Annotated in this window: 20 protein-coding genes and 1 tRNA gene; 7 read left to right on the forward strand and 14 right to left on the reverse strand. The window is 63.4% G+C overall.

Features of this window, described 5'->3' with window-relative positions; genetic code table 11:
- Window positions 1-5: 5 nt before the first annotated feature.
- The 11 genes from rpsQ to AC3XQU_RS12235 form a co-directional block, all read right to left on the reverse strand.
- A complete protein-coding gene (gene rpsQ / locus AC3XQU_RS12185; protein WP_258826434.1) occupies window positions 6-278 on the reverse strand; it encodes a 30S ribosomal protein S17 in 273 nt (90 codons plus the stop codon).
- Window positions 275-466 (reverse strand): 50S ribosomal protein L29, encoded by a 192-nt coding sequence (rpmC, locus tag AC3XQU_RS12190; protein WP_091877207.1) that lies wholly within the window; start codon window positions 464-466, stop codon window positions 275-277. The genes rpsQ and rpmC overlap by 4 nt, the downstream gene beginning before the upstream one ends.
- A 12-nt stretch (window positions 467-478) precedes the next feature.
- Entirely contained in the window at window positions 479-898 is a 420-nt protein-coding gene (rplP, locus tag AC3XQU_RS12195) for a 50S ribosomal protein L16 (protein ID WP_005663456.1), read from the reverse strand.
- Window positions 899-900: 2 nt separating this feature from the next.
- A complete protein-coding gene (gene rpsC / locus AC3XQU_RS12200; RefSeq protein WP_489874420.1) occupies window positions 901-1,731 on the reverse strand; it encodes a 30S ribosomal protein S3 in 831 nt (276 codons plus the stop codon).
- Between the two features lie 11 nt (window positions 1,732-1,742).
- Entirely contained in the window at window positions 1,743-2,075 is a 333-nt protein-coding gene (rplV, locus tag AC3XQU_RS12205) for a 50S ribosomal protein L22 (RefSeq protein ID WP_171085678.1), read from the reverse strand.
- Entirely contained in the window at window positions 2,072-2,347 is a 276-nt protein-coding gene (gene rpsS, locus AC3XQU_RS12210; protein ID WP_056337578.1) for a 30S ribosomal protein S19, read from the reverse strand. The genes rplV and rpsS overlap by 4 nt, the downstream gene beginning before the upstream one ends.
- Window positions 2,348-2,357: 10 nt before the next feature.
- Entirely contained in the window at window positions 2,358-3,188 is an 831-nt protein-coding gene (gene rplB, locus AC3XQU_RS12215) for a 50S ribosomal protein L2 (protein WP_489874421.1), read from the reverse strand.
- Complete coding sequence (rplW, locus tag AC3XQU_RS12220) at window positions 3,188-3,505, reverse strand: 50S ribosomal protein L23 (protein WP_171085187.1); 318 nt, start codon at window positions 3,503-3,505, stop codon at window positions 3,188-3,190. The genes rplB and rplW overlap by 1 nt, the downstream gene beginning before the upstream one ends.
- On the reverse strand, window positions 3,502-4,122 hold the full coding sequence (rplD, locus tag AC3XQU_RS12225; protein WP_489874422.1) for a 50S ribosomal protein L4: 621 nt from the start codon (window positions 4,120-4,122) through the stop codon (window positions 3,502-3,504). Before rplD ends, rplW begins: the two co-directional genes overlap by 4 nt.
- 2 nt (window positions 4,123-4,124) lie before the next feature.
- On the reverse strand, window positions 4,125-4,781 hold the full coding sequence (gene rplC, locus AC3XQU_RS12230; protein ID WP_489874423.1) for a 50S ribosomal protein L3: 657 nt from the start codon (window positions 4,779-4,781) through the stop codon (window positions 4,125-4,127).
- A gap of 274 nt (window positions 4,782-5,055) precedes the next feature.
- Window positions 5,056-5,132 (reverse strand) — tRNA-Val (locus tag AC3XQU_RS12235).
- 240 nt (window positions 5,133-5,372) lie between these two features.
- Here AC3XQU_RS12235 and AC3XQU_RS12240 point away from each other — a divergent pair.
- The 7 genes from AC3XQU_RS12240 to AC3XQU_RS12270 all read left to right on the forward strand — a co-directional run bounded on the left by AC3XQU_RS12240 (window position 5,373) and on the right by AC3XQU_RS12270 (window position 12,209).
- Window positions 5,373-5,948, forward strand: a complete 576-nt coding sequence (locus AC3XQU_RS12240; RefSeq protein ID WP_489874424.1) for a TerD family protein — start codon at window positions 5,373-5,375, stop codon at window positions 5,946-5,948.
- Between the two features lie 73 nt (window positions 5,949-6,021).
- Entirely contained in the window at window positions 6,022-7,050 is a 1,029-nt protein-coding gene (locus tag AC3XQU_RS12245; protein ID WP_489874425.1) for an ATP-grasp domain-containing protein, read from the forward strand.
- Window positions 7,047-8,231: a phosphoribosyltransferase domain-containing protein gene (locus tag AC3XQU_RS12250; protein WP_489874426.1), complete on the forward strand. Its 1,185-nt coding sequence runs from the start codon at window positions 7,047-7,049 to the stop codon at window positions 8,229-8,231. Before AC3XQU_RS12245 ends, AC3XQU_RS12250 begins: the two co-directional genes overlap by 4 nt.
- Window positions 8,209-8,961 (forward strand): HAD family hydrolase, encoded by a 753-nt coding sequence (locus AC3XQU_RS12255; protein WP_489874427.1) that lies wholly within the window; start codon window positions 8,209-8,211, stop codon window positions 8,959-8,961. Before AC3XQU_RS12250 ends, AC3XQU_RS12255 begins: the two co-directional genes overlap by 23 nt.
- The gene (locus tag AC3XQU_RS12260; RefSeq protein ID WP_489874428.1) at window positions 8,958-10,046 is read left to right on the forward strand and encodes a cysteine protease StiP family protein; all 1,089 of its coding nucleotides are present in this window, start codon (window positions 8,958-8,960) and stop codon (window positions 10,044-10,046) included. The genes AC3XQU_RS12255 and AC3XQU_RS12260 overlap by 4 nt, the downstream gene beginning before the upstream one ends.
- Window positions 10,039-10,965: an HpcH/HpaI aldolase/citrate lyase family protein gene (locus AC3XQU_RS12265; protein ID WP_489874429.1), complete on the forward strand. Its 927-nt coding sequence runs from the start codon at window positions 10,039-10,041 to the stop codon at window positions 10,963-10,965. Before AC3XQU_RS12260 ends, AC3XQU_RS12265 begins: the two co-directional genes overlap by 8 nt.
- Window positions 10,962-12,209, forward strand: a complete 1,248-nt coding sequence (locus AC3XQU_RS12270) for a TerD family protein (RefSeq protein ID WP_489874430.1) — start codon at window positions 10,962-10,964, stop codon at window positions 12,207-12,209. The genes AC3XQU_RS12265 and AC3XQU_RS12270 overlap by 4 nt, the downstream gene beginning before the upstream one ends.
- On the opposite strand, the gene AC3XQU_RS12275 is transcribed toward AC3XQU_RS12270, so the two are convergent.
- From AC3XQU_RS12275 to AC3XQU_RS12285, 3 genes are all read right to left on the reverse strand, one after another.
- Entirely contained in the window at window positions 12,206-13,096 is an 891-nt protein-coding gene (locus tag AC3XQU_RS12275; RefSeq protein ID WP_489874431.1) for a hypothetical protein, read from the reverse strand. The two genes, AC3XQU_RS12270 and AC3XQU_RS12275, sit on opposite strands and share 4 nt — an antisense overlap.
- 186 nt (window positions 13,097-13,282) lie before the next feature.
- A complete protein-coding gene (gene rpsJ / locus AC3XQU_RS12280) occupies window positions 13,283-13,597 on the reverse strand; it encodes a 30S ribosomal protein S10 (protein WP_091877180.1) in 315 nt (104 codons plus the stop codon).
- Between the two features lie 184 nt (window positions 13,598-13,781).
- On the reverse strand, window positions 13,782-14,048 hold a 267-nt coding region (locus AC3XQU_RS12285; protein WP_489874432.1), incomplete at its 5' end, for an EF-Tu C-terminal domain-related protein.

The following is a 14,048-nucleotide window of genomic DNA, read 5'->3' on the forward strand; positions in this document are numbered from 1 at the left end:
AGTGCTTAGATGACTTGTGCTTCTTGCACAACGCGCGTCACCGTCCACGCTTTCGTCTTCGAGATCGGGCGACCTTCCGTGATCTCGACCGTGTCGCCGGTCTTGACCTGGTTGGTTTCGTCGTGCGCGTGATACTTGTTCGAGCGCACGATGATTTTGCCGTACAGCGGGTGCTTCACGTGACGCTCGATCAGTACGGTCACCGTCTTGTCCATTTTGTCGGACACGACTTTGCCGACCAGCGTACGCTTCAGCGCCGTTTTAGTGGTGTCGTTCATTTGGCTTCCTTCTGGTTCATCACGGTCTTCACACGTGCGATGTCGCGACGTACTTTCTTGAGCTGCGAAGTGTTACCCAGCTGCTGGGTAGCGATTTGCATGCGCAGGCCGAACTGGGCCTTGAGCAGCTCATTCAGCTCCTTTTGCAGGGCTTCCTGGTCCTTGCCGAGGAGTTCCGATGCTTTCATATTCAACTCCTTTTATTGGCCGACCTGGCGAACCACGAACGTGGTAGCCAGTGGCAGTTTGGCAGCGGCCAGGCGGAACGCTTCGCGTGCCAGTTCTTCTGCGACGCCGTCCATCTCGTACAGGACTTTGCCTGGCTGGATTTCAGCGACGTAGTACTCTGGGTTACCCTTACCGTTACCCATACGGACTTCGGCCGGCTTGTTCGAAATCGGCTTGTCCGGGAAGATACGGATCCAGATACGGCCGCCACGCTTGATGTGACGGGTCATGGCGCGACGTGCCGCTTCGATCTGGCGTGCAGTGATACGGCCGCGGGCAACTGCCTTCAGACCGAATTCACCGAACGAGACCGCGGTGCCGCGGGTGTGCGAAATGCCGGTGTTACGGCCTTTCTGCTCTTTACGATACTTCCTGCGCGATGGTTGCAGCATGCTTATTCTCCTGCTTTCTCAGCTGGCGCAGCGGCGGCTGGGGTCGCCAGCTTGACGGCTGGACGAGCACGCACGGTTGGCGCTGCAGTGGCTGGACGGGCGCCGCCGGCTGGACGTGGGCCGCGCGATGGCTTGCCATCGTCACGACGTGGACCGCGTGGCTTCTTCTCGTCCGGCGGGGTGTCGATGACTGGGGCTTCGCCGGTGACCGAACGGTCGCCCTTGTAGACCCAGACCTTGACGCCGATGATGCCGTAGGTGGTCGATGCTTCGCTGGTGCCGTAGTCGATATCGGCGCGCAGGGTGTGCAGAGGCACACGGCCTTCGCGGTACCATTCGGTACGTGCGATTTCGATGCCGTTCAGGCGGCCCGACGACATGATCTTGATGCCGACGGCACCCAGACGCATGGCGTTTTGCATCGCACGCTTCATCGCGCGGCGGAACATGATGCGCTTTTCCAGCTGCTGCGAAATCGAGTCGGCGATCAGCTGCGAATCGATCTCAGGCTTGCGGATCTCTTCGATGTTGACGTGCACGGGCACGCCCATGATCTTCGCCAGCGAGGTCTTCAGCACTTCGATGTCTTCGCCTTTTTTACCGATCACGACACCAGGACGCGACGAGTAGATGGTGAAGCGTGCGTTCTTGGCAGGACGCTCGATGACAATGCGGCCGACCGAAGCGTTCTTCAGCTTCTTCTTCAGGAAAGCGCGAGCTTCCAGGTCTTCCTTCAGCATGTCGGCGAAGTTGCCGTTGCCAGCATACCAACGCGATGCCCAGTTACGGGTGACCGCCAGGCGGAAGCCGGTTGGGTGGATTTTCTGACCCATCGTATGACCCCTTAGTTACCGACAGTCACGTAAATGTGACAGGATTGTTTCGAAATGCGATCGCCGCGGCCTTTGGCGCGAGCCGTAAAGCGCTTGAGGATCGGGCCCTTTTCAACATAGATCTGCACGACTTTCAGCTCGTCGATGTCGGCGCCATCGTTGTGTTCCGCGTTGGCGATCGCCGACTCGAGAACCTTCTTGATGATGGTCGCGCCCTTCTTCGGGCTGAACTGCAGAATGTTGAGTGCTGCGTCAACTTTCTTGCCGCGGATCAGGTCAGCAACGAGGCGACCCTTTTGTTCCGACAGGCGCACGCCTTTGAGGATTGCTTTAGTTTCCATTATTTTTTCGCCTTCTTGTCAGCGGCGTGGCCCTTGAACGTACGGGTCAGCGCGAATTCGCCGAGCTTGTGGCCGACCATGTTCTCCGACACGTACACAGGCACGTGCAGCTTGCCGTTGTGCACAGCGATCGTCAGACCGATGAAGTCAGGCGTGATCGTCGAGCGGCGCGACCAGGTTTTTACCGGCTTTTTGTCTTTGTTCGCTTGCGCGGCTTCGACTTTTTTCACCAGGTGGGCGTCAACGAACGGCCCTTTTTTCAATGAACGAGTCATGTGTTATCCCTTATTTCTTGCCGCGGCGCGAAACGATCATCGACGAAGTACGCTTGTTCGAACGCGTCTTCTTGCCCTTCGTCTGTTGGCCCCAAGGCGACACTGGATGACGACCAGCTGCGGTTTTACCTTCACCACCACCGTGCGGGTGATCGACCGGGTTCATGACCACACCGCGAACGGTAGGACGAACACCGCGCCAGCGCATCGCACCAGCCTTACCGATCTTGCGCAGGCTGTGCTCGGCATTGCCGACTTCGCCAACGGTAGCGCGGCACTCGATGTGCACGCGACGAACTTCACCCGAGCGCAGGCGGACCTGGGCGTAGGTGCCTTCGCGGGCCATCAGCACGACGCCGGCGCCGGCGGTACGGGCCATCTGGGCACCCTTACCTGGCAGCATTTCGACGCAATGCATCACGGTACCGACCGGGATGTTACGGATTGGCAGGCAGTTGCCCGACTTGATCGGCGCTTCCGAGCCGTTCATGACGCTGTCGCCGACAGCCATGCCTTTGGTGGCGATGATGTACGCACGATGACCATCCGCGTAGCACAGCAGAGCGATGTGCGCGGTACGGTTCGGGTCGTATTCAATGCGCTCGACCTTGGCCGGGATACCGTCCTTGTCGTTGCGCTTGAAGTCCACCATACGGTAGTGTTGCTTGTGACCACCACCGATGTGACGGGTGGTGATGTGGCCGTTGTTGTTACGGCCGGCAGTTTTCGATTTCTTTTCAACCAGTGCTGCGAACGGACGGCCCTTGTACAGGCCTTCGGTCACAACTTTCACCATGCCGCGACGGCCTGGGGAGGTTGGCTTCATCTTAACGAGTGCCATTATTTAGCCTCCTCGACAAAATTGATTTCCTGACCCGGCTTCAGGGCCACGAAAGCGCGCTTGGTGTGGTTGCGACGACCGGTGAAACGGCCCGAACGCTTCTGCTTGCCTTCGCGGTTTGCGGTTTGCACCGATTCCACTTCGACTTTGAACAGCAGCTCGACGGCAGCCTTGATTTCTGGCTTGGTCGCATCCGGCAGAACCTTGAACACGATCTGTTCGTTCTTTTCAGCGACGAAAGTCGCCTTTTCGGAAATGACCGGAGCCAGCAGCACCTTCATCAGGCGCTCTTCGCTGAATTTGATTGCGGCGCTCATGCGTACATCTCCTCGATCTTGGCCAGTGCAGCTTTGGTGACCAGGACTTTTTTGTAGAACACCAGCGACATCGGATCGGCAGCTTTCGGCTCGACGACCAGCACGTGTGGCAGGTTGCGCGAGGCGAGCAGCAGGTTTTCTTCGATGGTGTCGGTGATCACCATGACCGATTCCAGGCCCATGCCCTGGAGCTTTTGGCTCAGCAGCTTGGTTTTTGGAGCGTCGATCGACAGGTTTTCGATAACGACCAGACGGCCTTCACGAGCCAGTTGCGAGAAGATCGAGCAGATACCTGCACGGAACATCTTCTTGTTGACCTTGTGGGTGAAGTTCTCGTCAGGCGAGTTCGGGAAGATGCGACCACCGCCGCGCCACAGTGGCGACGACGACATACCAGCACGAGCGCGGCCGGTACCTTTTTGGCGCCATGGCTTCTTCGTGGTGTGGTGGACTTCTTCACGGTCTTTCTGCTTGCGGTTACCGCTACGTGCGTTGGCAGCGTAGGCGACCACGACCTGGTGAATCAGCGCTTCGTTGTATTCGCGGCCGAACACGGTATCGGCGGCGGCAACGCCGGCGCCAGCTTGACCTTGCTCATTCAGGAGCTGAAGTTCCATAATTAAGCTCCTTTCTTGGCTTTGACTTTGACGGCTGGCTTGACAACCACTTGGCCGTTCTTGGCGCCAGGAACGGCACCCTTCACCAGCAGCAGTTGACGCTCAGCGTCGATACGAGCGACTTCCAGGTTCTGGGTGGTGACGGTGACGTCGCCCATGTGACCGGTCATGCGCTTGCCTGGGAACACGCGGCCTGGATCCTGGGCCATACCGATGGAGCCAGGAACGTTGTGCGAACGCGAGTTACCGTGGGTAGCGCGACCCGAGGCAAAGTTGTGACGCTTGATGGTACCGGCGTAGCCCTTACCGATCGAGGTGCCTTGCACGTCGATTTTCTGGCCCACTTCGAACATCGATGCATCGATGGTGTCGCCGGCTTTGAGTTCAGCGGCTTTGGCGGAATCGATGCGGAATTCCTTCAGCATCGTACCGGCTTCCACGCCAGCTTTGGCGAAGTGACCGGCGGCGGCTTTGATCACGCGGGAAGCGCGACGTTGACCGAATACAACCTGAACAGCGGTATAACCGTCAGTTTCAGGAGTTTTGACTTGCGCAACACGGTTGTTCGACACGTCGAGCACGGTAACTGGGATCGAATCCCCGTCATCCGTGAAGATGCGCATCATGCCAACCTTGCGACCGAGAAGGCCCAGGCTCATTTTTTCTCCATTCCCACCTACGATTGGGCGGGGCTAATTTAACTACAGGAAAAGGTGTGGGCAAAAAAGATAAACCCATACCGAAGCCGGCTAGTATAGCGTGCAAAAAGGCTTGACGCAACAAGAGATTCGGGGGTATGTCGACCCTGTTGCGTTTTCCGCTGCACTTGGAGAAAGAAAGGAATCCGACCTGCTGGCCGGCGCAGAAAAGACCTTGTTGCGTCTTTTCTCTGCAGGCTTGGGGAGCCTGCGATCTGGAACTACTGAGGAATTCTGGTGGGCGGTGCAGGATTCGAACCTGCGACCCCTTGGATGTCGACCAAGTATTCTAACCAACTGAACTAACCGCCCGGGGAGCCGAATTATAAGGGTGGTCCCGCAGGTTTTGCAATAGCTGTGTTGTGCAATTGTGAAAATAGTGTGCCGGGCCGGGTTGCCGCCGGCGCGGCCGTATGGACACCCCTGCCCCGGAAAGGTGGAATACTCGGCGTGTACAATTGAATAATTAACGCCTACTATATCGGCGTGTCGATCCAAGCCCGGCTCGGCGGCAATCCCGTCGGCCGCATCCCTGACAGAAAAGGAGTTTGTATGGCAATCAGTCTGCAAAAAGGTGGTAACGTCAACCTGAGCAAGGAAGCGCCCGGCCTTACCAAGGTCATCATCGGCCTGGGCTGGGACCCGCGTTCGACCGACGGCGCCGCGTTCGACCTCGACGGCAGCGCCTTTCTGCTCAAGTCCGATGCCAAGGTGCGGGCCGATGCCGACTTCATCTTCTATAACAACCTGAAGTCGAGCGACGGCTCGGTGGTGCATGCGGGCGACAACACGACCGGCCAGGGCGCCGGCGACGACGAGAAGATCGCCATCGATCTCGCTGCAGTCCCTGCCGAAGTCGACAAGATCTCGTTCTGCGTCACCATCCACGACGCCGACGCGCGCGGCCAGAACTTCGGCATGGTCGGCAAGGCCTATATCCGCTGCCTGAACGCGGCCGGCGAAGCCGAGATCGCACGCTACGACCTGTCCGAAGACAGCTCGACCGAAACCGCGATGATCTTCGGCGAACTCTATCGCCACGGCGGCGAATGGAAATTCCGCGCCGTCGGCCAGGGCTTCAAGGGCGGCCTGGGCCCGCTGGCCCGCTCGTTCGGCGTCAACGTCTAGGGCGCCCTCCACCGTTTCACTGCGCCCGCGCGAACCCAGGCGGGCGCCAATCTCCACTTCTACTTAGGACTCCATGCGCGTCTGGTACAACAGGACGTTCTCGTCCGTCTACGCCGCCTTTACCTTGATCCGCCAGGCCGATACGGCCGGGCGCTTCACGATCATCCACAGCAATGCCAACCGCCACACCCCGGCCGCGCGCCTGGCGCACGAGTTCTACAGCGAACCGACCGGGCTGGAAGCGCAGGCCTACGTCGACTGGTGCCTGGCCTTCTGCCGCGAGCACCGCATCGACATCTTCGTGCCGGGGCGCGAGGCGACCACGCTGGCCGCGCACCACGAGCGCTTCGAAGCACTCGGCACGCGCGTACTGAGCGCGGCCTCGCCCGCGAAGCTGCAGCTCATCCACGACAAGGCCGGCTTCTATGCCGAAACCGCGCTGCCGCAGGCGCCGGTGGCCGAGTTCCGCCACTTCGAGAACGTCGAACAGTTCGACGCTGCGTGGGCCGAGCTGCGCCCGCGCCACGCCAAGCTGTGCCTCAAACCCTCGCGCTCGATCTATGGCCTGGGCTTTGCCGTCATCGACGAGGAGCGCTCCAGCGCCGCCCTGCTGCTGGCGGACGTCGAATACCATATCGGCTACGCCGACCTGCGCCGCGGCCTGGCCGAGCTGGGGCAGTTCCGCAGCATGCTGCTGATGGAGTTCCTCGACGGGCATGAATACAGCGTCGACTGCGTGGGCGACAACGGCCGCCTGGTGGCGGCGGTGGCGCGCCGCAAGCTCTCGGCCGGCAGCGGCCAGTTGATCGACATGCGTCCCGAGATCGTCGAGGCCACCACCAAACTGGCGCGCGACTATGGCCTGAACGGCATCTTCAACGTGCAGTTCCGCGAATCGGGCAAGGGCGAGGCGCGCCGCGTGCGCCTGCTCGAGATCAATCCGCGCATGTCGGGCGGCATCGGCATGGCCTGCGCGGCCGGCCCGAACCTGCCGTGGATCGCACTGAAGGGCTTCGCCGACGGCTTCGACACGGTCGAGGTGGAGGAAGTACGCAACGGCATGCGCGTGGTCGAAGTGGCGCAGGCCGTGGAGCTGGCATGAACGCCAAGTCCGATCCTGCGAGCCTGGCGCGCCGCAGCGTGATGCTGCCGACCGGCCAGCTCGAGCTCACGCTCGACTTCGGTCTGGAAGAGGCCGACGCGCTGCTGGGCTTTGCGGCACGGGCCAACGCCAAGCGCGGCTTCCTGTTCCTGAGCAAGGTGCTGGGCAAGCACTGGCCGGTCAAGCCCTCGGCCATGATCGCCATCCACGACCGCCTGGCCGCGACCGTGCCAGGCGTCGATGGCCCGGTGGTCTTCATAGCCATGGCGGAGACCGCGATCGGCCTGGGCCAGGGCGTGTTCGAGGCCTGGCTGCGCGCCCACCCGGGACAAAACGCCCTGTTCGTGCACACCACGCGCTACCGCGTGGGCACGGGCCCCCTGATCGAATTCGAGGAAGCACACAGCCACGCGCCGCGCCAGTTCCTGCACCTGCCGCAGGACCCGGCGCTGCAGGCGCTGCTGTTGCAAGCGCCCACCCTGGTGCTGGTGGACGACGAGGCCAGCACGGGCAACACCTTCCTGAACCTGACTCAGGCCTGCCGGCGCCTGAACCCGGGCATCGAACGTGTGCACCTGGCGACGATCACCAATTTCATGGGTGCGGCAGCCACCGAGGGCTTGAGCGCGCGTTTCGGCCTGCCAGTGAGCATGGGCGCGCTGGTGAGCGGCGAATACCGGTTCACGCCGGGCGAGTTCGTGGCGCCGGCGGGCGAAGCGCAGCGCTATGACCCGAACGCGGACCGCGGCGCCAGCACGCGCTTCGGGCGTCTCGGTTTGGCTGGCGCCTTGGGCGCGGCGCAAACGCTGGCCGCGCAGCTAGCCGGCGAATTCGCCCCCGGCGCATCGGTGCTGGTGCTGGGCACCGGAGAATTCATGCACGCAGCCATGCTGCTGGGCGCGGCGCTGGAGCGGCGCGGCGTGAACGTGATGGTGCAATCGACCACCCGCTCGCCGATCCTGACCTGGGGCGCGGTGAGCCATGCCTTGAGCTTTCCGGACAACTACGGCGAAGGCGTCGCCAATTTCATCTACAACGTCGCGCCCGGACAGTACGACCACGTGCTGGTCTGCCACGAGACGGCCGTGAGCCCTGCCCTGCTCGACCTGGCGCGCCAGTTGGACGCGCGCCTGTTCCATTTCCTGCTAGAGGACCAAGTTGAAGAAGTTCCTGTTCGCTGACCTGGACGACACGCTGTTCCAGACTTTCGAGAAGTGCAGCGGCGGCGACGCCCTGGAGCCGGCCGCCTATTACAAGGACGGCAGCATCTGCTCGTACACCACCCGCGCCCAGCGTGCTTTCCTCGCCTTCGTGCAGGACGGGATGACGGTCATCCCGACCACCGCGCGCGACCTGGATGGCCTGCGCCGCGTGCACCTGCCCTTCGACAGCTACGCCGTCATCAATTACGGCGGCGTCGTGCTGCTTCCCGACGGCAGCGCCCACATGCCCTGGCTGGAAGGCATGCGCGAGGCCATGCACGCCGCCCTGCCCGGCCTGCAGGAGCTGGCCCTGCACATCGACGCCTATGCGGCGCGCACCGGCTTCGGTGGACGTGCGCGCATGATCGAGGATTTCGCCACGCCCTTCTTCCTGGTGGTGAAAGACCCGGACAAGCAGCACGCGCGCCTGGCGCCGATCGAAGACGAGGTGGTGCGGCCCTGGATCGCCGATGGCAACAAGGACTATGTCGTCCACCGCAACGGCAACAACCTGGCCATCCTGCCTAAGGCGCTCGACAAGGCGCATGCCGTGGCCTGCGTCACCGATCTGCTGCGCGCCGAGCATGGCGACATCGTCACCTTCGGCATGGGCGACAGCCGCTCGGATGCCCCCTTCATGGCAGCCTGCGACTATGCGATCGTGCCGCGCGCCACCCAGCTGGCCCGCAGCACGGTGGGGGCGCTGTGAGCTTTTCGGGCAGCTACCGCAGCGGCGAGGTGGAGTTCCTGCTCACGCCCCTGGCGGCGCAGGCCTTCACCAGCGTGGATGACAAGGAGCGCCTGATCCAGTCCGGGAAGAAGCATTACAGCCAGATGCTTTCGCCCGAAGCGGTGCCTTCCAGCCGCTACATGGCGCTGTTCGAGCAGGCCTGCCGCGCCAACAATGCGCGCATGGCGCAGGATTGCCTGCGCCTCGGCGCATTGATCGCAGATAGGCGCGCGGGCGACATCGCCCTGGTGTCGCTGGCGCGTGCCGGCACGCCGGTGGGCGTGGTGGTGGCGCGCCTGCTGCGCGAGGTATTCGGGCGCACGGCGACGCACTATTCGGTGTCGATCGTGCGCGACCGCGGCCTGGACGCTGCAGCGCTGCGCCACATCCTGACCCAGGGCCACGCGCCGGAATCGATCGTGTTCGTCGACGGCTGGACCGGCAAGGGCGTGATCGCACGCGAGCTGGCGCAGTCGGTTGCCGCCTTCAATGCCAGCCAGGGCAGCAGTATCGACGGCGGCCTGTACGTGCTGTCGGACCTGGCCGGCGCCGCCGCCTGCGCGGCCTCCGGCGAGGATTACCTGATCCCGTCGAGCATCCTGAACGCGACGGTATCCGGCCTGGTGAGCCGCACGGTGCTGGACGAGCGCATCGGCCCGCAGGACTTCCACGGCTGCGTGTATTACGGCGAGTATGCCGAGCACGACCAGTCGCAGCGCTTTGCCGATGCGCTGGTGGCGCTGGCCGCCGCGCAGGCGGCAAGCGGCTTGCCGGCACCGGTTGCGCTGGACGCGAAGCTGGCTGGCGACACGTCGCGCGCCTACCTGGCGCGGGCCATGGCAGGCTACGGCATCCAGGATGTCAATCTGATCAAGCCAGGCATCGGCGAAGCCACCCGCGTGCTGCTGCGCCGCGCGCCACGCCTCTTGGTGCTGCGCGAGCGCGGCGCCCTGGAGGTCGCGCACCTGGAAGCGCTGGCCGAAGAAAAACAGGTGCCGGTCGAGATCGACCCGCGCCTCCCCTACCATGCTGTATCGCTCATCAGGAATGCATTAGATGGCTAACCGGATCAAGTCGATGGGCGCGTCCCTGTACGTGCCCGCCAATCACAAGGACCTGGCGCAGATCGCCAACGGCGAGAAGCTGGCGCAGGCGCGCTCGCTGATCTTCTGCCTCGAGGACGCCATCGCCGAGCGTGAGCTGAGCTGGTCGCTGTTCAATTTGTCGGTGGTGCTGGCCAACATGATTGAAGAGATCCCGGCCGAGCGTTTCGTCCGGGTGCGCAATGCGGAAGTGATGGAGCGCGTGCTGGCGATGGCGGGCAGCGAGAAGCTGACCGGCTTCGTGCTGCCGAAGGTCACCCGCCACAATTTCGACACCTATTTCCGCCTCGTGCGCGATACCGATCACGTGTTGATGCCGACGCTGGAAACCGCCGAGGTATTTTGCGACAGCGAGATGCAGCAGCTGCGCGCCGTGTTCGATGCCCCGGGCGTGCGCCAGCGCATCGTCTGCCTGCGCATCGGCGGCAACGACCTGCTGGCCCTGCTCGGCCTGCGCCGGCCGCGCGGCATGACGATCTACCGCACCCCGCTGGGCCCCGTCATCGCGCGCCTGGTGACCACCTTCCGCCCCTATGGTTTCGCGCTGACCGCGCCGGTGTTCGAATACCTCGACCTGCCCGAGCTGCTGGACCAGGAGGTGTCGGAAGATCTCGCCTACGGCATGGTCGGCAAGACGGCGATCCACCCGACCCAGATCGGCCCCATCGAGCAGCACTACAAGGTGCGCCCGCAAGACCTGGCGGTGGCGCGCGCCATCCTGGACGACGCCAGCCCGGCCGTGTTCCGCATGGACGACGCCATGTGCGAAGTCGCCACCCACCGCGCCTGGGCCGAGCGCCTGGTCGAACAATCGCACCGTTTCGGCGCCCATGGGCTCGACGCCGGGCGCCGCACCTCACTCGAAGGAGAACCCACATGAACCAGTTCGCACGCGGGCAAAAGGGAAAACTGCAGGACCTCGGCTGCGGCAGCGCCTTCAGCGTCGACATCGAGCTGCAGGCGCCCGGCATGTCGGTCGACGTGTCCTGCTTCGGCCTGGATGCATCCGACCGGCTGGCGGACGACCGCTACATGGTGTTCTACAACCAGCTGGCAAGCCCCGAGGGCGCGGTGCGGCTGGAGCTGGGCTCCACCGCCCGCTTCGCAGTGAATCTCGACCTGCTGCCGGCATCGATCGCCAAGCTGGTCTTCGTCGCGGCCATCGACGGCGCGCAGACGATGCGCTCGCTCGGCGCCTGCAGCTTGAGCATCGGCAGCGCCCTGCGCTTCCCTTGGTCGGGAGCCGACTTCGGCGATGAGAAGGCCGTGATCGTCGCGGAACTGTACCGGCGCGACGGCACCTGGCGCTTCGGCGCGGTCGGCCAGGGCTTCAATGGCGGCCTGTCGGCGCTGCTGGCGCATTTCGGCGGCAGCGAAGCCGCGCCCAAGTCGGTGCCTGCTGCCGCGCCTGCACCGGCGGCTGCACCCACGCCTTCGCCTTCGCCGAAAGTCTCGCTGTCGAAGGTCACGCTGGAGAAACGCGGCGACAAGGTCTCGCTCGACAAGCGCGCGGGAAAAAGCTTCGGCCGCATCCACGTCAACCTGAACTGGAACCAATCGTCGACCGCGGCGCCTCCGCCGCCGCAGAAGACCGGCTTCTTCGACAAGCTGATCGCGGGCGCCAATCCCAAGCGCAAGGGCCGCGGCGGCATCGACCTGGACCTGGGCTGCATGTACGAGCTGGCCGACGGCCGCCGCGGCCTGGTGCAGGCGCTCGGCAATTCCTGGGGCGATCTCGAGCGCGAGCCCTTTATCAAGCTCGATGCGGACGACCGCACCGGGGCCGCGAGCGGGGGCGAGAACCTGTATATCAACGGCGAGCGCTTCGACCAGATCCGGCGCGCGCTGATCTTCTCCTTCATCTACGAGGGCGTGCCCAACTGGGCAGCGACCGACGGCGTGGTGACGATCGCCGCGCCGGACCAGGCGCCGATCGAAGTGCGGCTCGATGGCGGCGGCAACCAGATCATGTGCGCGATCGCGCTGATCGAGAACCGCGGCGGCAGCATGCAGGTGACCAAGCTGGCCGAATACTTCCAGCAGTCGGGCGGCACCAGCGCGCACGAGCTGATGGACCGCCACTTCGGTTTCGGCATGCGCTGGAAAACCGGCTCGAAGGGTTAAGTCGCGCGTACCTGGCTGGCCAGCAGCTCCGGCCGGTCCAGGTACATCAGCACATAGCGCGGCGCCCGGCGCTTGACCTGCCAGTGCAGCAGCGTGACCTCGGCGTCGGGTTTGAGCAGCAGCACGCAATTGGGCTTGTCGAAAGGCGTGACCAGCAGGGTCTCGGATGCGTGGATGCCATGGCGGCGGCGCCAGCGCTCCGGCGCTTCCTCCACCCGTTCGCAGCGCGCGATCGCGTGCAAGGCAATGCTGCCTTCGGTGCGCACGCCCACGCGCAGGTGCAGCACGCCTTCATGCAGCACATGGCAGCCGCCGCCCACATGCCAGCGGTCTCCGAGTATCCACGCGAAGGAATACAGCACACCGATGCCGGCCACCACGTGGACGATCAGGCGCGTATCGGCATCCTGGATCCACAGGTTGACCAGCAGGACGTCGACCGGCAGTTCGAGGAACAGGGCCACCATCGCCACGCCGATGGCGGTGCCGTAGGCGCCGCGGCGCAGGTAGCTCAGCTCGAGGCCTTGCGGGCGTGGCGCCGGCGGGCGGCGCAGCAGCCACTGGGCGAAGCCGGTCCACATCAGCCGGTCGAGCCGGAACAAGCCGACCAGCTCGGGCGGCAGGAATGCAGCGACGCGTGCACGCCATCCGCGCGCGGCGTGGAAGCGCTTGACTGCATCCGGGGCATGCGCGAGGTCTTTCGCAACGACCAGCGCCAGCAGCAGCACCAGGCCGAAGGGACGCAGCGCCGCCGACAGGTCGGCAGGCAGGGCCTGCCTGGTTAGCGCGAACACGAAAAACGCGAGGAAGCCATAGCCGGCAAGCTGCAGCCAGGAAGCACGCCGCAAGCTGGTGGCGGCATGGGTCAAACGGTGACTGAGCTGCATGGGTTCCTCGCGTTGATGCGTTCTCTCGACGTCACCATGGTAAGGACGGACGCGCGGCGTGGCAATGCACCAGCGGTAGACCAGCAAATTTTTACCAAATGGCAAAAATAATGACAAAGGCCGGGAACCCTTGCGGACTTCCCGGCCTTTGCTTCGCGGCGCATTGCTGCGCCGGCGAATATGCGATTACTGCAGCTTGATTTCGACGTCCACGCCAGCTGGCAGGTCCAGCTTCATCAGCGCGTCGACGGTCTTGTCGGTAGGATCAACGATGTCCATCAGGCGCTGGTGCGTACGGATTTCGAACTGGTCGCGCGAGGTCTTGTTGACGTGCGGCGAACGCAGGATGTCGAAACGCTGGATACGGGTTGGCAGTGGGACTGGGCCCTTGACCACGGCGCCGGTGCGCTTGGCGGTGTCGACGATTTCCAGTGCGGACTGGTCGATCAGCTTGTAGTCGAATGCCTTCAGGCGAATGCGGATTTTCTGGTTAGCGGACATGCTATTTCCTTTAAAAGAACGTTCCGGCTCGTAGCCGGCAATGTGTGAAAGGTCCTACGGCACTGCTCAAGAGGCGGGAGTATAGCATCGTTCCCCCTCATAAAGATGGGGACAGACCAAAAAGTCTGTCCCCACCTGTGGTGCCCGAGGGACAGAGCCCCTCAGGCGATCCAGCTAACCGAAGTTAGGCCAGGATCTTGGCAACCACGCCGGCGCCGACGGTACGGCCGCCTTCGCGGATGGCGAAACGCAGGCCTTCTTCCATCGCGATCGGGCTGATCAGCTTGACGGTGATCGACACGTTATCGCCTGGCATGACCATTTCCTTGTCCGCTGGCAGCTCGATCGAGCCGGTCACGTCGGTGGTACGGAAATAGAACTGCGGACGGTAGTTGTTGAAGAACGGGGTGTGACGGCCGCCTTCATCTTTCGACAGAACGTAGATCTCGCC

The sequence above is a fragment of the Telluria sp. AZSoR62 genome (assembly GCF_058111565.1).